This is a genomic window from Streptomyces sp. NPDC039609, assembly GCF_055596705.1.
Genome location: NZ_JBVIUJ010000009.1, coordinates 290,282 through 314,484, shown reverse-complemented (window position 1 = coordinate 314,484; position 24,203 = coordinate 290,282). Strand labels below are relative to the sequence as shown.

At 72.8% G+C, this 24,203-nt stretch carries 16 protein-coding genes; 9 read left to right on the top strand and 7 right to left on the bottom strand.

Annotated features, from left to right (window positions below; genetic code table 11):
* Positions 1-180: 180 nt before the first annotated feature.
* Positions 181-2,781 (top strand): alpha-glucan family phosphorylase, encoded by a 2,601-nt coding sequence (glgP, locus tag ACZ561_RS27400; RefSeq protein WP_470999738.1) that lies wholly within the window; start codon positions 181-183, stop codon positions 2,779-2,781.
* 127 nt (positions 2,782-2,908) lie between these two features.
* Positions 2,909-4,138: an alginate lyase family protein gene (locus ACZ561_RS27395; protein ID WP_470999736.1), complete on the top strand. Its 1,230-nt coding sequence runs from the start codon at positions 2,909-2,911 to the stop codon at positions 4,136-4,138.
* 7 nt (positions 4,139-4,145) lie between these two features.
* Here ACZ561_RS27395 and ACZ561_RS27390 read toward each other — a convergent pair whose 3' ends face one another.
* The 4 genes from ACZ561_RS27390 to ACZ561_RS27375 form a co-directional block, all read right to left on the bottom strand.
* Complete coding sequence (locus ACZ561_RS27390; RefSeq protein ID WP_470999734.1) at positions 4,146-5,945, bottom strand: sensor histidine kinase; 1,800 nt, start codon at positions 5,943-5,945, stop codon at positions 4,146-4,148.
* A 45-nt stretch (positions 5,946-5,990) separates the two neighbouring features.
* Complete coding sequence (locus ACZ561_RS27385) at positions 5,991-6,662, bottom strand: response regulator (protein WP_470999732.1); 672 nt, start codon at positions 6,660-6,662, stop codon at positions 5,991-5,993.
* 75 nt (positions 6,663-6,737) lie between these two features.
* Entirely contained in the window at positions 6,738-8,768 is a 2,031-nt protein-coding gene (locus tag ACZ561_RS27380) for a M4 family metallopeptidase (protein WP_470999730.1), read from the bottom strand.
* 199 nt (positions 8,769-8,967) lie between these two features.
* Complete coding sequence (locus ACZ561_RS27375) at positions 8,968-9,867, bottom strand: TetR/AcrR family transcriptional regulator C-terminal domain-containing protein (RefSeq protein ID WP_470999728.1); 900 nt, start codon at positions 9,865-9,867, stop codon at positions 8,968-8,970.
* 124 nt (positions 9,868-9,991) lie between these two features.
* On the opposite strand from ACZ561_RS27375, the gene ACZ561_RS27370 reads away from it, so the two are divergent.
* Entirely contained in the window at positions 9,992-11,470 is a 1,479-nt protein-coding gene (locus ACZ561_RS27370; RefSeq protein WP_470999726.1) for an MFS transporter, read from the top strand.
* A 171-nt stretch (positions 11,471-11,641) separates the two neighbouring features.
* On the opposite strand, the gene ACZ561_RS27365 is transcribed toward ACZ561_RS27370, so the two are convergent.
* The gene (locus ACZ561_RS27365; protein WP_470999823.1) at positions 11,642-13,567 is read right to left on the bottom strand and encodes an ABC transporter ATP-binding protein; all 1,926 of its coding nucleotides are present in this window, start codon (positions 13,565-13,567) and stop codon (positions 11,642-11,644) included.
* 137 nt (positions 13,568-13,704) lie between these two features.
* Positions 13,705-15,501: an ABC transporter ATP-binding protein gene (locus ACZ561_RS27360; protein ID WP_470999724.1), complete on the bottom strand. Its 1,797-nt coding sequence runs from the start codon at positions 15,499-15,501 to the stop codon at positions 13,705-13,707.
* A 151-nt stretch (positions 15,502-15,652) separates the two neighbouring features.
* On the opposite strand from ACZ561_RS27360, the gene ACZ561_RS27355 reads away from it, so the two are divergent.
* The 6 genes from ACZ561_RS27355 to ACZ561_RS27330 all read left to right on the top strand — a co-directional run bounded on the left by ACZ561_RS27355 (position 15,653) and on the right by ACZ561_RS27330 (position 21,929).
* Entirely contained in the window at positions 15,653-16,504 is an 852-nt protein-coding gene (locus ACZ561_RS27355; RefSeq protein WP_470999722.1) for a hypothetical protein, read from the top strand.
* A 333-nt stretch (positions 16,505-16,837) separates the two neighbouring features.
* Positions 16,838-17,743 (top strand): ABC transporter ATP-binding protein, encoded by a 906-nt coding sequence (locus ACZ561_RS27350; protein ID WP_470999720.1) that lies wholly within the window; start codon positions 16,838-16,840, stop codon positions 17,741-17,743.
* Entirely contained in the window at positions 17,740-18,483 is a 744-nt protein-coding gene (locus ACZ561_RS27345; protein WP_470999718.1) for an ABC transporter permease, read from the top strand. Before ACZ561_RS27350 ends, ACZ561_RS27345 begins: the two co-directional genes overlap by 4 nt.
* Positions 18,484-18,501: 18 nt before the next feature.
* Positions 18,502-19,977, top strand: a complete 1,476-nt coding sequence (locus tag ACZ561_RS27340) for a sensor histidine kinase (RefSeq protein WP_470999716.1) — start codon at positions 18,502-18,504, stop codon at positions 19,975-19,977.
* A complete protein-coding gene (locus ACZ561_RS27335; protein ID WP_470999714.1) occupies positions 19,970-20,638 on the top strand; it encodes a response regulator in 669 nt (222 codons plus the stop codon). The genes ACZ561_RS27340 and ACZ561_RS27335 overlap by 8 nt, the downstream gene beginning before the upstream one ends.
* 430 nt (positions 20,639-21,068) lie before the next feature.
* Positions 21,069-21,929, top strand: a complete 861-nt coding sequence (locus tag ACZ561_RS27330) for a hypothetical protein (protein ID WP_470999712.1) — start codon at positions 21,069-21,071, stop codon at positions 21,927-21,929.
* Positions 21,930-21,961: 32 nt separating this feature from the next.
* Here ACZ561_RS27330 and glgX read toward each other — a convergent pair whose 3' ends face one another.
* Complete coding sequence (gene glgX / locus ACZ561_RS27325) at positions 21,962-24,190, bottom strand: glycogen debranching protein GlgX (protein ID WP_470999710.1); 2,229 nt, start codon at positions 24,188-24,190, stop codon at positions 21,962-21,964.
* Between the last annotated feature and the right edge of the window lie 13 nt (positions 24,191-24,203).

Genomic DNA, 24,203 nt, shown 5'->3' with positions numbered 1-24,203 from the left:
CGCGCCGCCCCTGCACCGCGCGCTCCCCTGACACCGCGCCACCGCCCCCTGCCACGGCGCGCGACCCCCGCGCGCCGTGGTCCGGGAGGACGACGTGGCCTACCGTCAGGGGGATGCTCTGTCGGCTGCACAGCGTGGTGCGTCCGCTCCGCTCCGTACTCCCCTGCGAAGGTGGAACGCGTGAAGGCAATCCGTCGATTCACCGTGCGTCCCGTCCTCCCCGACACCCTTCGACCCCTCACCGAACTGGCGCGGAACCTGCGCTGGTCCTGGCATGAGCCGACCCGTGAACTCTTCGACTCCCTCGACCCCGTCATCGGTTCCTGCGACGACGCCGACGGCGCCGGCCGGCCGGGGGCCCGCTGCGGCGAGGACGTCGACCCGGTTCAACTCCTCAGCACCGTCTCCGCCGACCGCCTCGCCGCACTCGCCGCCGACCAGGACTTCCTGGCCCGGCTGCGCGCCGCGGCCGAGGACCTCGACCACTATCTGCACGCCCCCCGCTGGTACCAGGAGCAGAACGGCAGGCTGCCCGCCTCGATCGGGTACTTCTCACCCGAGTTCGGGGTGACCGCGGCCCTGCCGCAGTACTCCGGCGGTCTCGGCATCCTGGCCGGCGATCACCTCAAGGCCGCCAGCGACCTCGGCGTCCCTCTCGTCGGCGTCGGCCTGCTCTACCGGCACGGCTACTTCCGGCAGTCCCTCTCCCGCGAGGGCTGGCAGCAGGAGCACTACCCCGTCCTCGACCCCGGCGAGCTGCCCGTCGCACTGCTCCGCGAGAACGACGGCACACCCGCCCGGGTCACCCTCGCCCTCCCCGGCGGCCGCAGTCTGCACGCCCACATCTGGATCGCGCAGGTCGGCCGGGTGCCGCTGCTCATGCTCGACTCCGACGTCGAGGAGAACGCGCCCGCCGAACGCGAGGTCACCGACCGGCTGTACGGCGGCGGCAGCGAGCACCGGCTGCTCCAGGAGATGCTCCTCGGCATCGGCGGCGTCCGCGCCGTCCGCACGTACTGCCGGCTCACCGGCACCCCCGCACCCGAGGTGTTCCACACCAACGAGGGCCACGCCGGCTTCCTCGGCCTCGAACGCATCCGGGAGCTGGCGGGCGAGGGCCTCGACTTCGACGCGGCACTGGAGACCGTCCGCGCGGGAACGGTCTTCACCACCCACACGCCCGTCCCCGCCGGAATCGACCGCTTCGAGCGCAGCACCGTCGCCCGCCACCTCGGCGAGGACGGCGAGCTTCCCGGCGTCGACGTGGGCCGCATCCTCGCCCTCGGCGACGAGACCCCGCTCGGCGGCGAGCACGGGCTCTTCAACATGGCCGCCATGGGCCTGCGGCTCGCACAGCGTGCCAACGGCGTCTCCACCCTCCACGGGGCCGTCAGCCGCGGGATGTTCGCCGGTCTGTGGCCGGGCTTCGATCCGGAGGAGGTGCCGATCGGCTCGATCACCAACGGGGTCCACGCGCCGACATGGACCGCGCCCGAGGTCGGCCGCTGTTCGGCGGGGGCCGACGACCGGGAGCTGTGGGAGCTGCGCAGGACCCTGCGCGAACAGCTCGTGACCGAGGTACGGGAACGGCTGCGGGCCTCCTGGCGGCAGCGGGGCGCCGCGGCCGCCGAACTCGGCTGGACGGACTCCGTTCTCGACCCCGACGTGCTCACCATCGGCTTCGCCCGCCGGGTCCCCTCGTACAAACGGCTCACGCTGATGCTGCGCGACCCCGACCGGCTGCGGGCGCTGCTCCTGCACCCGGAGCGGCCGGTGCAGCTCGTCGTCGCGGGCAAGGCCCACCCCGCCGACCACGGTGGCAAGCGGCTCGTGCAGGAGCTGGTGCGGTTCGCCGACGATCCGCGGGTGCGGCACCGGATCGTCTTCCTGCCCGACTACGGCATGGCCATGGCGCGCAAGCTGTACCCGGGCTGCGACGTCTGGCTCAACAACCCGCTGCGCCCCCTGGAGGCCTGCGGGACCAGCGGGATGAAGGCCGCCCTGAACGGCTGCCTCAACCTGTCGGTCCTGGACGGCTGGTGGGACGAGTGGTTCGAGCCCGACTTCGGCTGGGCGATCCCGACGGCCGACGGGGCTGCGGCGCAGGACGAGGAGCGCCGTGACGACCTGGAGGCGGCCGCGCTCTACGAGTTGATCGAGCGCCGTGTCGCCCCGCGCTTCTACGACCGGGGCGCGGACGGGGTGCCGGCCCGCTGGACGGAGATGGTGCGCCGCACGCTGGGCGACCTCGGCCCGAAGGTGCTCGCGGACCGGATGGTGCGCGAGTACGTGGAGAAGCTGTACGCCCCGGCGGCGCTGGCCCACCGGGCGCTCCCGGCGCGCACCGCCCGGGAGCTGGCCGACTGGAAGGGGCGGGTGCGTGGCGCCTGGCCCAAGGTCGCCCTCGACCACATCGAGATCGGTGAGGTCGGCGAGGACCTGGCCGACGCGGAACTCGGCGCCACGACGGCGGTACGGGTCCGGGTGGCGCTCGGCGAACTGCGGCCGGACGACGTGGAGGTCCAGGCGGTCGCCGGCCGGGTCACGCCCGACGACGCGCTGGTCGACACGCGGGTGTGCGCGCTGAAGCCCGCGGGCGGACCGGATCTGGAGGGCCGGGTGCCGTACGAGGGCTCCCTCGTCCTGGACCGGACCGGCCCCTACGGCTGCACGGTCCGGGTGCTGCCCTCCCATCCGTTGCTCGCCTCGCAGACGGAGCTGGGTCTGGTGGCCCTGCCGACGGAGACGACGGGGGAGGGGGCGGGCGTTCTGATGCGCTGACCTGACGCCCTGACTGGTATGGACCAAGGTCTTGACGTGTCCATGGACGGCCTCTAAGTTCCACGCTCGACGCGGAGTTCATTCACCCGCTCGACGTTCACATACAGGAACGAAAGGCACCCCCCGCATGCGCCTCAAAGCCCTGGTCCCCGCCCTCGCCACCGCCCTGGCGGCGGCCGTCGCCGTCACGTCGGCGCCGACGGCCGCCGCCGGACCCGAACAGGCCCCGGCGGCCCGCCCGGCCGCCCCCGCCGGGGCCGCCGCCCCCGCGACCTTCACCCACCCCGGCGTCGTCGTGAGCCGGTCGCAGCTCGACTTCGTACGGGCGAAGGTGCAGGCGGGCGCGCAGCCCTGGAAGGCCGCCCACGACCAGATGATGGCGAGCTCCTACGCCTCCCTGACGCGCGCGCCGAAGCCGCGCGCCATCGTCGAGTGCGGCTCGTCCTCCAACCCCAACAACGGCTGCACGGACGAGCGGCAGGACGCGGTCGCCGCCTACACCCAGGCGCTCGCCTGGTACATCACCCGCGACGACCGGCACGCCCGGAAGGCGATCGAGATCATGGACGCCTGGTCGGCCGTGATCAAGGACCACACCAACTCCAACGCCCCGCTCCAGACCGGCTGGGCCGGCTCCTCCTGGCCCCGGGCCGCCGAGATCATCAAGCACACCTACACCGGCGGCTGGGCGAACTCGGGCCGCTTCGCGACCATGCTCCGCAACGTCTATCTCCCCGAGATCATCAACGGCGCCGCGACGAAGAACGGCAACTGGGAACTCATCATGACCGAGGCCGCGCTCGGCATCGCCGTCCATCTGGAGGACCGCGCGGCCTACGACAAGGCCGTGAAGACCTATCTCGGCCGGGTCCCCGCGTACATCTACCTGTCCACCGACGGTGCCACTCCCAAGCCGCCGCCGAACAGCAGCATCGACACCCGCGACGAGATCGTGAAGTACTGGCAGGGCCAGTCCACCTTCGCCGACGGCCTCTCACAGGAGACCTGCCGGGACTTCGGCCACACCGGCTGGGGCCTCGCCGCCGCCGTCCACACCGCCGAGACCAGCCGCATCCAGGGCGCGGACCTCTACCCCCAGGTCTCCGAACGGCTGCGGCACGCGCTCGGCTTCCACACCAAGTACGAGAACGGTACGGCGATCCCGTCCTGGCTCTGCGGTGGCACGGTGAAGCCGGGCCTCGGGCGGGTGACGGAGGTCGGCTTCAACGCCCTCAACGGGCGCATGGGGATCTCCATGACCAACACGCAGATCTACACGGAGGGACACCGGCCCTCCGGCACGGACAACTACTTCGTCTCCTGGGAGACGCTGACCCACGCGGGGAACCCGAACTGACGCCGGCTCAACCCACGAGTGCCTTGTCGGCGAGCCGCCCATCGACGAGGCACAGGCGGTAGACGGGCACGGCTGCCGTCATCGTCGCCCGGTAGTACAGGCACCGGTCCAGGCCGGGCGGCTCCGGCGGGGCGTCGGCGGGCGGTCCGTCCAGCGGGTGCGGCGGGAGGCGTTCGGCGTCGGCGGAGAGCGGATCGCCGACGCGCAGCGAGTCGTAGTCGTCCCGGTCCAGGAAGGACCGGGACTGCGTCCACAGCCCGAAGAGCAGCATCACGAGACCGAGCGCGGCGACCAGCGTGAGCGGGATCCAGATCGCCCGCGCGAGCCCGCGTCGCACCTCCCGCCGGGCCAGGTCCCGCTCCCGTACGGAAGTGGGCGCGGCAGGCTGCGCGGCGGCAGCCGCTCCGGTGGAGCCGGAGCTCGCACCGGATGCCGCCGCGGCACCGGGCTCCAGCGGCAGCACCGCCCGCACGGCGAACCCGCCCGCCCCGTCCGGACCGTGACTCAGCCGCCCCCCGGCCAGCCGCACGCGCTCGTCGAGCCCGACGAGGCCGGTGCCGCCGGGGGCGGGGCGGGCGGGGACGGAGCCGACGGGGCGGTCGCCGCCGCCGCCGGCCCCGCCGGTGGCCCGCGCCGCCGCCTGTCCACGGCTCGACGGACCGTCGGCGTCCCGCGGATGCGTCGCGTCCGATCCGACACAGGCCACGCCGGTACGGCCGTGCGGTCCGTCGGCTGTGTCCGTGCCCGTACGGCCAGGTATGAGGCCGGCGCTGCCGGTGCGGCCGTGCGGTCCGTCGGCTGCCGTGCCGGTGCCGGGGCCGTTGGACACCGACACCGTCAGCGTGTCGTCCGTGCGCTCCAGCGCGACCCGGACCGGGGCGCCCGGCGCGTGCTTGGCCGCGTTCGTGAGGGACTCCACCACCAGCCGGTGAACCGCGCGGTCGACCATCGGCGGTGTCTCACCGTCCGGGCCGGTCTCCGTCAGCTCCACCCGCAGCCCGGACGCGCCCGCCCGTTCCACGACCTCCTCGACCGTCTCCCCGACCGGCGTCGTCGGGGCGGCCCCCGGCCCCTCCTCCTCGTCCGCCCTGAGGACACCGATGATGTCCCGCAGCCGGGCCGTCGCGTCGGCGGCCGCCACGCGCAGTTCCCCGGCGGCGGCCTGCTGCCGGGCGCCGAGCCCGGGATCGACCTCCAGCGCGGCGGCGCGCAGCGCGATCAGCGCGAGGTCGTGACCGAGCGAGTCGTGCATGTCGCCCGCGATGCGGGAGCGTTCACGCAGCCGCTCCCGGTCGGCGACGGCGGCCTGCTCGCGCTCCATGCGCGCGGCCAGCTCCCAGCCGGCCCGGACGAGCCGGGCGTACTGGCGTACGTATCGGCCCGTCAGCCAGGGCGCGACGATCGCCAGGGCGAGGACCAGGACGACCGTGAACCCCTGGGACACGTTTCCGTCCGACAGCGGTACGAGCGCGAAGCCGAGCACCGCGACCGCGGCGAACAGGGCCAGCGCGGCCCGGGTGTGCTGCTGCCGCCGCCCGGCGAGATAGCCGAAGACGACGAGTGCGAGCGCGTACGGCGCGGTGAACAGCTCGGGGGAGGTGGCGAGGCTCAGCGCGACGGCGAGGGCGAGCGAGACGAGCGGCAGCGCCCGGCAGCACGCCACAGCCGCGCCGAGGACGACGATCCCCACGGCGACCTGACTCCAGGAGCCGCCGTCATTGGGGTCGAGGCGCAACAGCACGGGGGTGCCGAGCAGCCCCCAGAGTCCCAGGTCGAGCAGAAGATCCCGAAGTCGTTCACGCCGCATCCACCCAGCTTGCCGGACGGCCCGGATCGAGACCCCTGACGAAAGTCAGTGGTCCCGACCGTCCAGGAGATCCACCAGCCCCGCCTCGTACGCCAGGATCGCGAGCTGCACCCGGTTCCGCAGGCCGAGCCGGGCCAGGACGGCGCTCACATGGGCCTTCACAGTGCCCTCCACGATGTGCAGCCGGGTGGCGATCTCGCCGTTGGAGAGGCCGGAGCCGACCAGCGCGACGACTTCCCGCTCCCGCCCCGTCAGCGGCTCCAACCGCTCCCGCGCCTCCGCCGCCCGGGAGAGCCGCCCGGCCGGCAGCCGGTCGATGACCCGTCGGGTGACCTCGGGCGAGAGGAACGCGGCCCCACCGGCCACGGCCCGCACCCCCGAGAGCAGCTCCCTGGGGTCACCGGACTTGAGCAGGAACCCGCTCGCCCCCGAGCCGAGGGCCCGGGCGACGTACTCGTCCTCGGAGAAGGTCGTGAGCATCACGACCGCCGTCTCCGGTGCCGCACGGCGCAGTTCCGCCACCGCTCCGAGCCCGTCGAGCCTCGGCATCCGGATGTCGAGCAGCACGACGTCCGGGCGGTGCCCGCGGGCCAGTTCGACGGCCTCGTGCCCGTCCCCGGCCTCGGCGACCACCTCGATCCCCGGATCGGCACCGAGAATCGCCCGCACCCCGGCCCGGATCATCGCCTCGTCGTCGGCGAGCAGCACTCTGATCATGCCCACCAGCCTAAGCACGAACGCGCGGACGCCCGGAGGGAACGAGCCCTCCGGGCGTCCGTCACTCACCCGGTGTTACGGGAAGGTGAGCTTGACGCTGTTGATGTAGCCGGTGTCGATCGCGGCCTTGTCCTGGACGCGGAGCTTCCAGGCGCCGTTGGCGACCTCCGAGGAGGCGTTCACGGTGTAGGCCTGGACGATGTTGTCGGCGCTGCCGCCGGACCGGTTGTGCAGGTTGTAGACCGAGCCGTCGGGGGCGACGAGGTCGACGACGAGGTCACCGCGGTAGGTGTGGACGATGTTCACGTCCACCTTGAGCGCGGAGGGCGCGTTGCCGGTGATGCCGGTGACGTTGACCGTGGAGGTCACCGCGGCGCCGTTGTCCGGGATGGAGACGTCGGCCGCGTTCTCGAAGACCTTGCCGGGGTTGGGGTTGCCACCACCGGGGCGGGAGCCCACGTTGATGCCGGCCCAGGCGTGCTCGACGGCCAGGACCTCGGGGCTGCCGGCGCCGTACAGCTCGGTGGCCACCGCGACCGTACCGGTGCGCGCACCGGCGTAGTTGGTGTTCGAGCTGAACTTGGTGGTGAGCGCCTTGAACCAGATCAGCGACGCCTTGTCCCGGCCGATGCCGGTGACGGGCAGGCCGTCCGAGGTCGGCGAGTCGTAGTTGACGCCGTTGACGGTCTTCGCGCCGCTGCCCTCGGAGAGCAGGTAGTACCAGTGGTTCGCCGGGCCCGAGGAGTAGTGGACGTCGATGCCGCCGATGCCCGAGTACCAGGCGTCCTTGGACGAGCCGTCCTTGCTCGGCTTGTCCATGTAGCGCAGCGGCGTGCCGTTGCCGCGGATGTCGATCTTCTCGCCGACGAGGTAGTCGCCCTTGTCCGAGGCGTTGTTGGCGTAGAACTCGACGGCCGCCGCGAAGATGTCGGAGGTGGCCTCGTTCAGACCGCCGGACTCCCCGCTGTAGACCAGACCGGCGGTGTTGGAGGTGACGCCGTGCGTCATCTCGTGCGCGGCCACGTCGATCGACGTGAGCGGCTTGGTGTTGCCGGAGCCGTCGCCGTATGTCATGCAGAAGCAGGAGTCCTGCCAGAAGGCGTTGACGTACGCGTTGCCGTAGTGGACCCGGGAGTACGCGCCGACGCCGTCACCGCGGATGCCGGAGCGGCCGTGCACGTTCTTGTAGTAGTCCCAGGTGACCCCGGCGCCGAAGTGCGCGTCCGCGCCCGCGGTCTCCAGGTTCTGCGGGGTGCCGTCGCCCCAGATGTCGTCGGAGCCGGAGAAGAGCGTCCCGGTGCCGGACGTACCCCGGTTGAGGTTGTACGTCTTGTGGTTGCCGCGGCCGGTGTCGGTCAGCGTGTACGACGGCGCGGTGCCCAGCGTCACCTGGCCGCTGTACTGCGTGTTGCCGGTGCCGGTGTGGACGGCCTGCCACTCGTACAGCTTCGCGCCGGTGGTGGCGTCGGTGACGACGTGCAGCTCGTTCGGGGTGCCGTCGTGCTGGAGGCCGCCGACGACGGTCTCGTACGCGAGGACGGGCGAACCCTGCGCCATCCAGACGACCTTGCGCGGGGCGCGCTCGGCGGCGGTCTTCTTCGAGCCCTCCGCGGCGGCGGCGCCGAGCGCCTGCTTCTCGGCGGCGGCCGGGGCGACGTCGGCGGTGGTGTCGACGTTCTTCAGCTCCGCTCGGGACGCCTTGGTGACGCCCTGGGTCACTCCGGCCTTGGTCTCCTGGACGACCATGTCGCCGCCGAGGACGGGGAGTCCGGCGTAGGTGCGCTCATAGCGCGTGTGGGTCGTGCCGTCGCGGTCCTGCACGACGTCGCGGACGACGAGCTTCTCCTGGGCGCCGAGGCCGAGGGCCTTGGCGGTCGCCGCCTTGTCGGCGTCGGCCGCGCGTATCAGCGCGCTGCGCTCGGCGGGGGAGAGGTCGGCCGGCAGCTTGCCGGGGTTGGCCGCGGTGCCGGCCTGGGCCTTCGGAGCGACCGTCCACTGGTCGTCCGCCGCGGTGGCGGAACCCGCCTGGACGGTGACGGCGATCATGGCGGCGGCAGCGATCAGAGCGCCGGTCGCGGTGGCGCGACGGCTGGGCGTGGATCTCACGCAGACTCCTTTTGCGAGGGGGGTACCGGACCACTGGGTGGGTCGGCCCGGGCAGAGCAAACAGAGCTGTGGAGCACGTACCTGTGAAGCGCGAACTCTCTTACGAGTCGGGGAGAGATTGGCAGCAGTGACGGGCATCTGTCAGGAGCGCGTCAACAAGTTGGCCGGAAATCGTCCGGTGCCCGAAAGGTCGTGTTCGTTAACCGGACGTTTCGTCGATCATGGCCGCGACGCCGTCCAGCGTTCTCCGGAGCCCGAATTCGAAAAGGGACTCAAGGTCCACCTCGAAGTCCGCGCCCGCCGAGAGCGCGTCGAGCAGGGGGTAGGAGCCCCCGGCCGAAATCGCGTCGAACCGTGGCTCGTTCTGGTCCATCCACTCGCCGTCCGACATCCCGGTGTCCTGGCGGGCCTGCTCCTCCAGATCGTCCGCCATCGCCAGACCCTGGATGTAGGCGAAGATCGCCAGATGGGTGTGGAGCTTCTCGAACGGTGTCAGCGGCGTGCCGCGCAGGACCCCCAGGATCCACTCCAGATACGCCATCGCGTTCGGTGAGGCGACGGGCCGGGTGAAGGAGGCCATGGCCTGCGCCATCCAGCGGTGCCGGGTGTACACCCCGCGCAACCAGCGGGCACCGTGATCGAGTCCGCTGCGCCAGTCGGCCGGCACCGGCCCCAACGGCACCTCTCCGCAGGCCGTGTCCGCCATCAGCCGCACCAGCTCGCCCTTGCCCGGCACATGCCGGTACAGCGCCATGGTCGAGGTCGAGAGAGAGGTGGCCAGCCGGCGCATCGTCAGCGCCGGAAGCCCCTCGGCGTCGGCGAGTTCGATCGCGGCACGGACGATCCGCTCGCGGGTCGGCGCCGTCGCGGGGACGGGGGCCGCCGGCGTGGAGACGACCGTGCCGACGCCCGGCTCGGGGTGGACGAGACCCTCCTGGCGCAGCGCCGCCAGCGCCTTGGACGCCGTCGCCATCGCGACGCCCCACTCGCGGGTGATGGCCCGTGTGGACGGGACCAGATCGCCGGGGGAGAGTTCGCCGGAGAGGATCCGCCGACGGATCGCGGCGGCGATGGCGAGGTAGGGCGGGGGGCTGGTCATCGCGGCAGTGTACTAGTGCACTTCGGGGCTCGTACGCGCCCTTGATCTGCGGCTTCCCCGGACTCCCGCGGGGTGCACTAGGGCGACCGTGGCACCGTACGCAGACGGCTGCTTCGCTCCCCGCATGACGCTCACGACACCACCGGAAACCGTCCTCGCCGGCCGCCGCGAATGGACCGCGCTCGCCGTGCTGATGCTGCCTCTCCTCCTCGTCTCCATGGACGTCTCGATCCTCTATTTCGCCATCCCCTCCATCAGCGCCGACCTCCACCCCGGCGCCACCGCGCAGCTGTGGATCCTCGACATGTACGGCTTCGTCCTCGCCGGACTCCTCATCACCATGGGGGCGCTCGGGGACCGCATCGGCCGCCGCAAGCTGCTCCTCGGCGGCGCCGCGCTCTTCGGTCTCGCATCGGTCGCCGCCGCCTACGCCCACAGCCCGGGCACGCTGATCGCAGCCCGCGCGCTGCTCGGGGTCGCCGGGGCCTGCCTGATGCCGTCCACGCTCGCCCTGATCCGCACGCTCTTCCGTGACGAGGCCCAGCGGGCCAAGGCGGTCACGCTCTGGACGACCGTGATGGCGAGCGGGATCTCCCTCGGACCGGTCGTCAGCGGCGCGCTCGTCGAACACTTCTGGTGGGGCTCGGTCTTCCTCATCAACCTGCCCGCGATGGTTCTCCTCCTGATCCTCGGGCCCGTACTCCTTCCGGAGTCCACGGGGGCGGCGGCGCGCGGGCGGTTCGACTGGACCAGCGCGCTGCTGTCGCTGGCAGCGCTGCTGCCGCTGATCCACGGCATCAAGGAGCTCGCCAAGGACGGCTGGCGGCCGCTGCCGGCACTCGCGATCGCGGCAGGCCTGCTGATCTCCCTGGTGTTCCTGCGCCGTCAGAGCCGGCTCGCGGAGCCGATGGTGGACCTCGCGCTGCTGCGCAAGCGGGCGTACGGGGGATCGGTGCTGGTGAATCTGCTCGCCATGGTCGCGACCGTCGGCTTCGCCGTCTTCCTCACCCAGTACCTGCAGTCCGTCCTCGGCCAGAGCCCGTTGGAGGCGGCGCTGTGGAGCCTGGCGCCGTCGGTGGGCGTCATGATCGCCGCGCCCCTGGCCGCGGTGCTCGCGGGGCGGGTGGACCGGGCGTATGTGATGACCGGCGGCTTCCTGCTCTCGGCGATCGGCTTCGCGTTGCTGACGCTCATCGAGGCCGACACTCCGCTGTGGGTCGTCCTCGTCGGCGCCACCGTGTACGCCTCCGGTCTCGTCTCGGCGATGACCCTCGCCAACGAGAGCGCGCTCGGCGCGGCCCCGCCGGAGCGGGCGGGCGCGGCGGCGGCTGTCCTGGAATCGGGCACGGAGCTGGGTGGGGCCCTCGGGATGGCGGTCCTCGGCTCGATCGGAGCGGCGGTCTACACGGCCCGGATGCCGTCATCGGCGCCGGCGGCGGCACGGGAGACGCTGGGTGGGGCGATGGGGTTCCCGGGGGAGGTCCTGGACGCGGCGAGGTCCGCGTTCACGTCGGCCCTGAACGGGGCGGCGTACGGGGCGGCGGGGGTCATGCTTCTGGCGGCGGCGCTGTGTGTGGTGCTGCTGCGGGGCCGCAGGGCCTGACGGGGCGCCGAGGGGCGGGGCTCTGGGCAGCGGGGGGTGGGCCGGGCCGGTGGGCTGTCTCGCCAGATGGGGCGCCGGGGGAGGGCTGGCCCGGTGGGCTGTCCCGCCAGGCGGGGCACGGCGCCGGGCTGCCCCGCCGGGCTGTCCGGCCAGGCGGGCGCCGGGGATGGGCTAGCCCACCAGGCTGTCCCGCCAGGCGCGATGGAGGGTCGCGAAGCGGCCCTCGCCGCTCACCAGGTCCGACGGGTGGCCGTCCTCGACGATGCGGCCGCGTTCCATCACCAGGACGCGGTCGGCGATCTCCACCGTCGACAGGCGGTGGGCGATCACCACCGCCGTCCGACCGGCGAGCACCGTGTCCATGGCCCGCTGCACCGCCCGTTCCCCCGGCACGTCCAGCGAACTCGTCGCCTCGTCCAGGATCAGGACCGCCGGGTCCGCGAGGAGCGCGCGGGCGAAGGCCACCAACTGCCGCTGACCCGCCGAGATCCGCCCGCCCCGCTTCCGTACGTCCGTGTCGTACCCGTCCGGGAGCCCCGCGATGAACTCGTGCGCGCCGATCGCCTTCGCCGCCTGCTCGATCTCCGCCCGGGTCGCGTCCGGCCGCCCGATCGCGATGTTCTCGGCGACCGTCCCCGAGAACAGGAACGCCTCCTGCGTCACCATCACCACACCGCGGCGCAGTTCGGGTGTCGCGAGATCCCGGACGTCGACCCCGTCGAGCAGCACGCGCCCCTCGGTCGGGTCGTAGAAGCGGGCGAGCAGCTTGGCGAGCGTCGACTTGCCGGCGCCCGTCGAACCGACCACCGCGACCGTCTGCCCCGCCGGGATCGTCAGGTCGAAGCGGGGCAGCACCTCGCCGCCGGTCCGGTACGCGAACCGCACGTCCTCGAACACGACCTCGCGCCCCGGCGTCCCGGTCCGGCGCGCCGGGAGCTCCTTCGGCGAGGAGGCCTCCGGGACGCCCGGCTCCTGCGCCAGCAGGCCCGCGATCTTGGCGAGCGACGCGGCCGCCGACTGGTACGAGTTGAGGAACATACCGAGCCGGTCGATCGGGTCGTACAGCCGCCGCATGTACAGCACGGCCGCCGCCAGCACTCCGAGCGCCAGCGTCCCCCCGGCCACCCGGTACGCGCCCCACAGACACATTCCGGCCACGGCCGTGTTCGCCACGAGGCGTGAGCCGACGACATAGCGGGCCATCTCCAGGAGCGCGTCGCCGTTGCTGCGCTCGTGGCGGTGGTTGAGCGCGGCGAACTCGGTGTCGTTTGCCTGCTCCCTGCGGAAGGCCCGCACCGGCCGGATCCCGTTCATCGTCTCCGCGAACTTCACGATCACGCCCGCGATGGCCGTGGACCGCTCGGCGAAGACGAGGGCCGCGCGCCGCTGGTAGATCCGTACGAGCAGATACAGCGGTACGAAGGAGGCGACGGCCACCGCGCCGATGCCCAGATCCAGCCAGAGCAGCACCGCCGAGATGTACACGAACGCGAGGACGACGCCGATCAGTTCCTGGAGCCCCTCGGCGAGCAGCTCCCGCAGGGACTCCACGTCCGTGGTGGAGCGGGAGATGAGCCGGCCGGAGGTGTACCGCTCGTGGAAGTCCACGCTGAGGGCCTGGGCGTGGCGGAAGATCCGCCCGCGCAGGTCGAGGAGCACGTCCTGGTTGACGCGGGCGGCGCCGCGGACGAAGGCGTACTGGAGCAGTCCGGCCGCCGCCGCGCAGAGGAGGTACCCGACGGCGACGGCCACGACGGGCCCGTAGTCCCCGTCCCGGATGGCGGGCACGCCGCTGTCGATGGCGTACGCGACGAGCAGCGGACCGGCCTGCACGGCGGCCTGCTGGACCAGCAGCACGAGCGCGGCGACGGCCACGCGCGCGCGGTGCGCGGAGAGCAGCGAACGCAGCAGCGCGCCGGTGGCCCCGGGCGCGGTGGGCAGATCGTCCCGGTCGAAGGGATCCCCGTGGGGCGCACCGGCCGCGGACGGATCCCCTTCGGACTTCCCGGTGGCGGCGGACGGATTCCCGCCGGGTTTCCCGGCGACGGACGGATCGCCATGAGGCTTCCCGGCGGCGGACGGATCGCCATGAGGCATCCCGGTGGCGGACGGATCCCCGTCGGGCTTTCCGGCCCCGGGCGTTGCGGACCCGAAGGGTGCGACCGTCGGCGTTTCCGGCGCCTCCCCCGGCGCCGTTCCCTCCGTGTCCGTCGCTGATGTCGTCGTGGGATCCGTCATCGTTCCTCGTTTCCCTCGCCCGACATCAGCCAGGCGTACTCGGGGTTGCTCCGCAGCAGTTCGTGGTGGGTGCCCACCGCCGCGATCCGGCCCTCCGACAGGAGCGCGACCCGGTCCGCGAGCATCACGGTCGACGGGCGGTGCGCCACGACCAGCGCGGTCGTCTCGCGCAGGACCTCCCGCAGCGCCGCCTCCACCAGGGCCTCGGTGTGCACGTCCAGCGCGGACAGCGGGTCGTCGAGGACCAGGAAGCGCGGGCGGCCGACGACCGCGCGGGCCAGGGCGAGGCGCTGGCGCTGGCCGCCCGAGAGGCTCAGGCCCTGCTCGCCCACCTGGGTCGCCGCGCCCTCGGGGAGCGCGGTGACGAACCCCTCGGCCTGGGCCACCCCCAGCGCGCGCCGCAGCTCCGGCTCGCCGGCGCCTGCCCCCACGCCCATCAGTACGTTCTCGCCCACGCTCGCCGAGAACAGCGTCGGCTCCTCGAAGGCCACCGACACCAGCGCGCGCAGCCGTTCGCGTTCCATGCGGGCGATGTCCTCGCCGTCGAGCAGGATCCGTCCGCCGGTCGCCTCGTGCAGCCGGGGGACGAGCGCGGTCAGGGTCGTCTTGCCCGAGCCGGTGCCGCCCACCAGCGCGAGGGTCTCGCCGGGACGGATGTGCAGGTCGATCCCGTCGAGTACGGGCGGTGTGTCCTCGGGAGCGTCCGGGTAGCGGAACGTGACGTTCTCGAACCGCACACCGTCCGAGGCCGCGGCGCCGGTGGTCGACACCGCCACCTCCGGCCCCGGCGTCTCCTCCGCCTCGTCCATCACCTCGAAGTACCGCTCCGTCGCCGTCGCCGCCTCCTGGCTCATCGCGAGCAGGAAGCCGATCGACTCCACCGGCCAGCGCAGCGCGAGCGCCGTCGACAGGAAGGCGACGAGCGTGCCCGCCGACAGATCGCCGTCGGCGACCTGAACGGTGCCGAGCACGAGCGCCGCGCCGATCGCCAGCTCCGGAATGACGGTGATGAACGCCCAGATTCCGGCGAGCAGCCGGGCCTTGACCAGCTCCGTGCCCCGCAGCCGCTCGGCCAGTTCCCGGAAGGCGAGCGCCTGGCTGCGGTGGCGGCCGAAGCCCTTGACGATCCGGATGCCGAGGACGCTCTCCTCGACGACGGTGGTCAGGTCGCCGACCTGGTCCTGGGCGCGCCGGGCGACGACGGAGTACTTCGTCTCGAAGAGCGAGCAGAGGACCACCAGCGGGGCGACGGGCGTGAGCAGCACCAGGCCGAGCGTCCAGTCCTGGCCCAGCAGCAGGACGTAACCGGCCAGGATCGTCACGCCGTTGACCAGCAGGAACGTCAGCGGGAAGGCGAGGAACATCCGCAGCAGCATCAGATCGGTCGTGCCGCGCGACAGCAGCTGACCCGAGGCCCACCGGTCGTGGAAGGCGATCGGCAGCCGTTGCAGACGCCGGAAGAGGTCGGCCCGCATCCGCGCCTCGACCCCGGCCAGCGGCCGTGCCACCAGCCACCGCCGGAAACCGAAGAGCACCGCCTCCGTGATCCCGAGCAGCAGCAGATACAGGGCGCCCAGCCACACGCCGCCCGGATCGCCCGCGGCGACGGGCCCGTCGACCATCCACTTCAGGACGAGCGGAATGACGAGCGACATACACGAGGCGACTATCGCGACGAGGGCGGCGACGGCCAACCGCCCCCGCACCGGTCGTACATAGGGCCACAGGCGCAACAGCGTGCGTACGGCCGAGCGGTCAGGGGAATTCTTGGCGACTGCGTCTTCTCCGGGCATCAGGTCCGAGCCTAGGGTTCACCACTGACAACCCTCATCTGGTTTTCTCCCCGCGCCCACCCTCCCCATCCGCCGCTTGACGGCGAAACCCGCAGGCCACAGACTTCTCCGACCCCGGAGTCGGGGTACGGACACAGGGGTGGGAACCGGGATGACGACAGCCGAGACAGAGGCCGAGGCGTACTTCGAGCGTTGCGAACAACTCTTCCTCGCGGGCGGCAGCGCCGCCGTCCGGCGCGCGGCGCAGGAGGGCCTCGACGCCCTCGGCCCGACGGCCGATCTGTACTGCTGGCTCGGCGTCGGCCATGCGCTCGAGGACGAGGACGACCACGACGACCGTGCCGAGGAGGCGTTCCGCGCCGGGCTGAGGCTGGATCCCGACCACCTCGGACTGCTCGGCGGGTACGCGGAGCTCTGCCTGCGCGCCGACGGGTTCAACCACCCCGGGCGGGCCGCCCGCGCGGTCCGACTCGCCGCCAGGATCAAGGAGCTGGACTCCGAGTCCGCGGAGGCCCAGCGCCTGGACGCCGCCGAACGATGGCACCGTCGGAGCTACTGGGAGGACCTCCGCTTCCACGCCGCACAGGGCGCGGTGAAGCGGCAGGCCGTCGAGCAGCAGAGCACGGACCTCGCGTACGCGCTGCGCAACGGAGGCCGGGGGCAGGTGCGCGAGTCCGCCGAGGCGTACGTCGCGGCCCGGCCGGACGACCACCGTGCCGCCGTGCTCGCCGCGACCCTCGACATCCTTTCCGAGCCGGGACAGGCGCCCGTACGTTTCCTGGCGCGCCACCGGGCCGCCGCCTGGGTCGTCTCCGTCCTGTTGGCCTTCGCCACCAACTACACGCTCCGTGCGGCCGACGTCGTCGACTTCTCCCTGTGGGGCTGGCTCTGGGCGCTTCCGATGCTGCTGGTCGACCGGCGCCTGACCGCGGCCCGTCGCCTCGCCGAGGAGCGGGTCCTGGCGCGGATCGAGACCGAGCACGCGGCGGCGGCGCAGAGCTGACCCCGGGGCGGCCCCGGCCCTCCCACCCGAGCCGCCCCGCCCCGCACCCGGGAGGCTCCGAGCCCCCCCCCCGCACCCGGGAGGCTCCGAGCCCCCCCCCGCACCCGGGAGGCCCCGAGCCCCCCGCACCCGGGAGGCTCCGAGCCGCCCCCGGCACCCGGGAGGCTCCGAGCCGCCCCCGGCACCCGGGAGGCTCCGAGCCGCCCCCGGCACCCGGGAGGCTCCGGCCCGCCCCAAGCCCCGGGGTCGTACCCGCCATCAACCGATCGGTTGATGGCGGTTCGAGCGCGATGGCCGATGTCCCGGGACCGCCTCCGCGGCCACGCTTGAGTCATGCCAATGATCGAAGTTCAGGGCCTGCACAAGGCCTACGGCGGCCGGAAGGTCGTCGACGGTGTCTCGTTCGAGGTCGCCGAGGGGGAGATCTTCGGGATCCTCGGGCCCAACGGGGCCGGCAAGACCACGACCGTCGAGTGCGTCGAGGGGCTGCGGATCCCCGACGCCGGGACCGTTCGCGTCGGCGGGCTCGACCCCGTCGCCCAGCACGCCGACGTCACCCGGATCCTCGGAGTGCAGCTCCAGGAGAGCGAGCTCCAGGCCAAACTGACCGTACGGGAGGCCCTGGAGCTGTACGCCTCCTTCTACGAGCGGCCCGCCGACTGGCGGACCCTCACCGAGAGGCTCGGGCTCGACGCCCATCTCGGATCCCGGTTCGGGAAGCTGTCCGGCGGGCAGAAGCAGCGGCTGTTCATCGCGCTCGCCCTCGTCGGCAACCCGCGCGCCGTCGTCCTCGACGAGCTCACCACCGGACTCGACCCGCGTGCCCGGCGCGAGACCTGGTCCCTCGTCGAGGACATCCGGGCGGGCGGGGTGACCGTTCTGCTCGTCACCCACTTCATGGAGGAGGCCCAGCGCCTCTGCGACCGGATCGCCGTCATCGACAAGGGCCGGATCGCCGCGCTCGACACCCCCCACGGGCTGATCGGCCGCGCCAGCGCCTCCAAGGTGATCTCCTTCGCCGCCGAGACACCTCTCGACCCGGCCGAACTCCGCGCCCTGCCGCAGGCGGCGGCCGTGGAGACGAAGGACGGCCGGACCGTCGTCACCGGCACCGACGAGACAGTCAACGCCCTCATCCAGCTCATCGCCCGGCGCGCCGTCACCGCCCAACAGCTTCGCGTCGTCGACGCCACCCTCGACGACGCCTTCCTCGACCTGACAGGAGCCGACCCCCGATGAGCGCCGCCACCACCCTCGTCCTCAGGACCGAGGTCCGTCTCTTCACCCGTGAACCCGGCTCGCTGTTCTGGGTGATGATCTCGCCGACCGTCCTCCTGGTGATCCTCGGTCTGATCCCGTCCTTCCGTGAGGTGTCCGAGGACCTCGGAGGCCGCCGCGTCATCGACCTCTACGTCCCCGTCTCCGTCCTCTTCGCGATGATCATGGCCGGGCTCCAGGCCATGCCCCCGGTCCTCGCCGGCTACCGCGAACGCGGCATCCTGCGACGGATGTCGACCACCCCGGTCCGTCCGGCGTCCCTCCTCACCGCCCAGATCGCCCTGCACGGTGCCGCGGCCCTCGTCTCCTCCGCGCTCGTCATCCTCGTCGGCCGGCTGGCCTTCGGCGTCCGGCTGCCGCAGAACCTCCCCGGGTACGTCCTCGCGCTGCTTCTCGCGATCGCCGTCGGCCTCGCCCTCGGCGCCGCCGTCTGCGCCGTCTCCCGTACCCAGAAGATCGCCACGGCGGTCGGGTCGGCCGTCTTCTTTCCGACGATGTTCACGGCCGGCGTCTGGGTCCCGGTCCAGGCCATGCCGGATACGCTGCAGCGCATCGTCGAGTTCACGCCGTACGGCGCCGCCTCGCAGGCGCTCGACGCGGCGACGACCGGCGGTTGGCCCGGGTGGGCGGTGCTCGGGGTCATGGCCCTCTGGACGGTCGTGCTGACCGCCACGGCGGCCCGCTGGTTCCGCTGGGAGTGACGGTATGGGGGAGAGCCGATGAGTGCGACGACGGTCGAGGAACGCTGGCAGCAGTTCTTCCGCTGGGGGCCGCACGGTCTGCTGGCCATCGCCACGGTCCTCGCCGCGGCGGCCGCCGACCAGATCATGGACCGTACGGAGATGGCCACGGCCGCGGTCCTGGTCGTCGCGGTGCTCGCCCTCCAGCTCGGGTGGGACGTCCGCCAACGCCGCGCCAGGGCGGCGGAGTCCGACCCCGCCGATTCGGCCACCGACGCCGGGGACACGGGTACCGCCGCGTCGGCCACCGACGTCGGGGACACCGGTGCCTCCGCGTCGGGCGCCCGCGCCACGGAGGCCGGTCCCGCCGCGTCGGGGACCGGCCTCACCACCGGGCACGCGCCCGCTTCCGCAGCCGCGGACACGCGTCCCGCCGGGCTCGCCGTCGACGCCGTACGGCTCGTGCCCGGAGCCCCCGGCGCGGCGTCCTTCCGCTACTTCACCGTCCGCACGGTCCTCGCCTTCGCGCTCACCTGGCTCAACCCCTTCTTCGCCGTCTACGCCTGCATCGGCTACTTCGACGTCGTCCAACTCCTGCCCCGCCGCCTCGTCCGCGCCGGGCTCCTCGTCACCGCCGTCACCATGGCCGGGTCCCAGTCCGGCGGTCTGCCACCCGCCTCGCTCATGAACTGGATCGCCTTCGGCGGCCTGTTCGCCCTCAACGCCTGCCTCGCCGTCGTCTTCGCCCACCTCGGTTCGAAGGAGGCCGAGAGGGCCGCCGAGCGAGCCACCACCATCACCGAACTCGCCCGCACCAACGCCCGTCTGGAACAGGCCCTCGCCGAGAACGCCGCCCTCCAGGCGCAACTCCTGCTCCAGGCCCGCGAGGCCGGGGTCGCCGACGAGCGGCGGCGGCTCGCCGCCGAGATCCACGACACCCTCGCCCAGGGCCTGGCCGGGATCATCGCCCAGCTCCAGGTCGTCACCGCCACCCCCGACCCGGAGCTCGCCCGGGTCCACGTCCAGCGCGCCGCCGACCTCGCCCGCCACAGCCTCGGCGAGGCCCGCCGCTCCGTGCAGAACCTGAGCCCGGTCGCCCTGGAGCACGACACGCTTCCCGACGCACTGAAGAAGACCGTCGCCGACTGGTCCGAACGCACGGGCATCACCACCCGGTTCACCGTCACCGGCACAGAGGAACCCCTGCACGACGAGGTCGCCGCCACCCTGCTGCGGATCGCCCAGGAGGCCCTGGCCAACGCCGAGCGCCACTCCGGCGCCTCCCGGGCCGGCGTCACCCTCTCGTACATGGGCGACGAGATCACCCTCGACGTACGGGACGACGGCCGCGGCTTCGACCCCGGAGCCGTCCCCGCCCGCACCGGCGGTGGCGGCTTCGGCCTCGACGGCATGAGGGCCCGCGCCGAACGGCTCACCGGCACCGTCGCCCTGGAGACCGGGCCCGGCGAGGGAACGGCGGTCTCCGCCCGCGTACCGTTGGTGCACCATGGCTGAGCTCAAGCGCATCACCCTGCTGATCGTCGACGACCATCCCGTCGTACGGGACGGCCTGCGCGGGATGTTCACCGCCGCCGTCCCGGGCGCCGCCGAACCGGGCTTCCACGTCCTCGGCGAGGCGTCCGGCGGCGTCGAGGCCGTCGAACTCGCCCTGCGTCTCGACCCGGACGTCGTCCTCATGGACCTGCGGATGCCGGGCGGCAACGGCGTCGACGCCATCGCCGAGCTCACCCGGCGCGGCGCCCGTTCCCAGGTCCTCGTCCTCACCACGTACGACACCGACACGGACACCCTCCCCGCGATCGAGGCCGGCGCCACCGGCTACCTCCTCAAGGACGCGCCCCGCGAGGAGCTGTTCGCCGCGGTCCGGGCGGCCGCCGAAGGACGTACCGTGCTCTCCCCGGCCGTCGCCTCCCGGCTGGTCTCCCGCGTCCGCACCCCCGCCGCTCCCGTGGAGGAGAGCCTCTCCGCGCGCGAACGCGAGGTCCTCGAACTCGTCGCCAAGGGCACCTCCAACCGTGCGATCGCCGTCGAGCTCTTCATCAGCGAGGCGACGGTGAAGACCCATCTGACGCACATCTATGCCAAGTTGGGCGTCAAGGACCGGGCGGCCGCGGTCGCGGTGGCGTACGACCGGGGCATCCTGGGACGCCACTGACCTGGGCATACCCGTAAGATCCGCGCCTACGTGCGAAACATGAGGCTGGGGATCGTCATGAGACTCAAGGGAGTCCGCAGAGCGGCCATGGCCGTCGTTCCGCTGTTGCTGGGAGCGGTTGCCTGCCAGTCCGGTGGAGGGTCGGGCGGGGCGCCGGCCGAACCGGCCGAGCATCCGGTGTACGGCAAGAAGCTCGCCGACCAGCTCGTCGCCGCCCGCAAGGTGACCGACGAGAGCGGCTCGTCCCTCTTCCGCTCCTCCCTCACCTACAGCCTGAAGACGGGTGTCGTCGAGGACGTCACGGTCGGCCACCAGGACCACGTGAAGCGCACGGCCCACGCCGTGCGCACGCTCGACATCGCGTCGAACGTCCCCGAGGCCACCGCCAGGTCGCGGAGAGGGCGCCGGCGCGGAGCGGCAGGTCTTCGAGGTGTCCGGCTTCGACGTCAGCTACCGGACCGCCGACGCCGGCTGGCTGAGCTACTCCTCCGGCGGGAGCGCGGAGTTCGCGGACGCGGCGGCGGACATCCTGGCCCGCTCCGGGGAGTTCGCCCCCCACGCCGGCACGCTCGCCGACGTCGTCGCCCGTGCCGAACGCCCCCGGAAGCAGCCGCTGCGCGCCACCGACGGCAGCCGCACCTACCAGTCCAGCATCAGCGCCGAAACCGCCATGGTCGCGCTCCCCGAGCAGCTGCGCGGCTTCGAGGGCGGCCTGGGGTCGGACGACCCCGTTCCCCTGACCGTCCGAGTGGACGAGAAGGGGCGCCTGCTGGAGGCGAAGGTCGACTACGCACCCGTTCTGCAGGCGCTCCACCGGAGTGGCAAGCTGCGGGACGTCACCGAGCTGCACGCCGCCTACCGGCTCACCGGCCACGGCAAGCCGGTGCCGCCGCCGCAGGCCACCGGAACCGTCCCGGACGCCGAGAAGACGCTCACGGACCTCCAGAGGGTGAATCCCGGCGCCTGTGCCTCCGAGGACACCGGGCTCGGCTCCCTCGCCCTGGTCCGCGCCGTCGACTGCGCCGACCGCCACGACATGCGTGTCTTCGGGCAGGTCGAGGTCGACAGGACCACCAAGGCCCCGTTGACCGTCAAGGACGGTGAGACGGAGGCGGACGACAAGCGCCGTGCGGCGTTCGGGAAGGCGCCCGCCGCGTGGACCGCACGTGCCCAGCCCCGCGGCCGCTTCCGGTACACGGGTCGATCGACGCTGTCCCTGGGGTACACCCCTGCGGGTGACAACAACATCACCGGCGACTACACCTGCTACGTCGCCACCGCCCGGTCCTGAGCCGCCCCGCCCCCGCCCTCACCCCGCGCCCCTCACCCCCCGACCCGCAGCAGCAGCACCGACCGGGCCCCCACGGTCACCGTCTCCCCGCCCCGGTGCACCGTTCCCGGGGCCCGGGACTGGTCCTCCGAGGTCGTGTCCAGGACCAGCTCGTACGACTCCGCCCATGGCGGGCCCGGCAGTCGGTACGCGAGCGGGCGCGGGCCCGCGTGGAGGATCGCCAGGAAGCTGTCGTCGGTGATCTGGGCGCCGCGGGCGTCCCGTCCCGGGATGTCGCGCCCCGAGAGGTAGAGGCCCAGAGTGGCGGCGGGGGCGTACCAGTCCTGCTCGGTCATCTCCTGGCCGTCCGGCGTGAACCACGCAAGGTCCCGCAGGCCGTCCGCGCCCTGCGGGCGGCCGGAGAAGAACGCGCGCCGACGCAGGACCGGGTGGGCGTGGCGCAGGGCGAGCAGCCGGCGGGTCAGGGCGAGCAGCTCCCGCCGCCCGGGGTCCTCGGGCAGCGACCAGTCCAGCCAGCTCGTCTCGTTGTCCTGGCAGTACGCGTTGTTGTTGCCGCCCTGTGTGCGGCCCATCTCGTCGCCCGCGACCAGCATCGGCACCCCCGTCGACAGCAGCAGCGTCGTCAGCAGGTTCCGCAGCTGGCGCAGGCGCAGCGCGCCGATCTCCGGGTCGTCGGTCTCGCCTTCCGTCCCGCAGTTCCAGGCGCGGTTGTCGTTCGTGCCGTCCCGGTTGCCCTCCCCGTTGGCCTCGTTGTGCTTCCGCTCGTAGGTGACGAGGTCTCGTAACGTGAACCCGTCGTGGGCGGTGATGAAGTTGACCGAGGCGTACGGCCGCCGGCCGCCCCACGCGTACAGGTCGCTGGAGCCCGACAGCCGGTAGCCGAGGTCGCGGACGTCGGGCAGCGCGCCGCGCCAGAAGTCCCGCACCGCGTCGCGGTAGCGGTCGTTCCACTCCGTCCACAGCGGCGGGAAGGCGCCGACCTGATAGCCGCCATTGCCGACGTCCCACGGCTCGGCGATCAGCTTGACCCGGCGCAGCACCGGGTCCTGGGCGATGACCGCGAGAAAGGGCGAGAGCATGTCGACGTCGTGCATCGACCGGGCGAGCGCCGCCGCCAGGTCGAAGCGGAAGCCGTCGACGCCCATCTCCGTCACCCAGTACCGCAGCGAGTCCGTGATCAGCCGCAGCACCTGCGGCTGGACCACGTGCAGCGTGTTGCCGCAGCCCGTGTAGTCGGCGTACCGGCGGGCGTCGGACTGGAGCCGGTAGTAGCCCCGGTTGTCGATGCCCTTCAGGGAGAGCGTGGGGCCCAGTTCGCCCGCCTCGGCCGTGTGGTTGTAGACCACGTCGAGGATGACCTCGATCCCGGCGGCGTGCAGCGCCCGCACCATCCGCTTGAACTCGCCGACCTGCTGGCCGGTGGTCCCCGACGAGGAGTAGCCGGCGTGCGGGGCGAAGTAGCCGATGGAGTTGTAGCCCCAGTAGTTGCGCAGGTCCCGGCGCAGCAGATGGTCCTCGTGGGCGAACTGGTGTACCGGAAGCAGCTCGACCGCCGTCACCCCGAGCCGTACGAGATGCTCGACGGCCGCCGGGTGCGCGAGCCCGGCGTACGTGCCCCGCAGCTCCTCGGGGATGCCCGGGTGGAGCTTGGTGAAGCCCTTCACGTGCAGCTCGTAGATGACCGAATCCGGCCAGGGGGTCTTCGGTCTGCGGTCGTCCGACCAGTCGTCGTCGTCCTGGACGACGACGCCCTTCGGCACGAACGGCGCCGAGTCCCGGTCGTCCCGCACGGTGTCGGCCACATGCTGCTGCGGCCAGTCCCGGACGTGCCCGTACACCTCCGGCGGCAGGGTGAAGTCCCCGTCGACGGCCCGGGCGTACGGATCCAGGAGCAGCTTGGCCGGGTTCCAGCGGGCGCCCGTCCACGGATCCCAGCGGCCCCGCACCCGGAAGCCGTACCGCTGCCCGGCCGCCACCCCCGGCACGAAGCCGTGCCAGATCTCATGGGTCAGCTCGGTCAGCGGCAGCCGTCTCTCCGTTTCGTTCCCCGCCGGGTCTGTGCCGAAGAGGCACAGCTCGACGGCCTCCGCCCCGCCCGCCCACAGTGCGAAGTTGGTGCCGGCGACCCCGTCGGGCCCCACCCGGCACCGCGCGCCCAACGGGGTGGGCGCCCCCGGCCACACCACGGGCCGGGGCCGCTCCGGGGCAGGGGAGAGCCCCACTCCGTCCCGTACCGCCTCCTGCTCGGCTGCGCTCGACACCTGTCGGCCTCCC

Coding starts and splice junctions, on each gene's coding strand:
- ACZ561_RS27350 (WP_470999720.1), top strand. CDS start 16,838: ATGCCAATGATCGAAGTTCAGGGCCTGCACAAGGCCTACGGCGGCCGG.
- ACZ561_RS27360 (WP_470999724.1), bottom strand. CDS start 15,501: ATGCCCGGAGAAGACGCAGTCGCCAAGAATTCCCCTGACCGCTCGGCC.
- ACZ561_RS27395 (WP_470999736.1), top strand. CDS start 2,909: ATGCGCCTCAAAGCCCTGGTCCCCGCCCTCGCCACCGCCCTGGCGGCG.
- ACZ561_RS27335 (WP_470999714.1), top strand. CDS start 19,970: ATGGCTGAGCTCAAGCGCATCACCCTGCTGATCGTCGACGACCATCCC.
- ACZ561_RS27345 (WP_470999718.1), top strand. CDS start 17,740: ATGAGCGCCGCCACCACCCTCGTCCTCAGGACCGAGGTCCGTCTCTTC.
- ACZ561_RS27355 (WP_470999722.1), top strand. CDS start 15,653: ATGACGACAGCCGAGACAGAGGCCGAGGCGTACTTCGAGCGTTGCGAA.
- ACZ561_RS27390 (WP_470999734.1), bottom strand. CDS start 5,945: ATGCGGCGTGAACGACTTCGGGATCTTCTGCTCGACCTGGGACTCTGG.
- ACZ561_RS27370 (WP_470999726.1), top strand. CDS start 9,992: ATGACGCTCACGACACCACCGGAAACCGTCCTCGCCGGCCGCCGCGAA.
- ACZ561_RS27385 (WP_470999732.1), bottom strand. CDS start 6,662: ATGATCAGAGTGCTGCTCGCCGACGACGAGGCGATGATCCGGGCCGGG.
- ACZ561_RS27340 (WP_470999716.1), top strand. CDS start 18,502: ATGAGTGCGACGACGGTCGAGGAACGCTGGCAGCAGTTCTTCCGCTGG.
- ACZ561_RS27375 (WP_470999728.1), bottom strand. CDS start 9,867: ATGACCAGCCCCCCGCCCTACCTCGCCATCGCCGCCGCGATCCGTCGG.
- ACZ561_RS27365 (WP_470999823.1), bottom strand. CDS start 13,567: ATGCCTCATGGCGATCCGTCCGCCGCCGGGAAGCCTCATGGCGATCCG.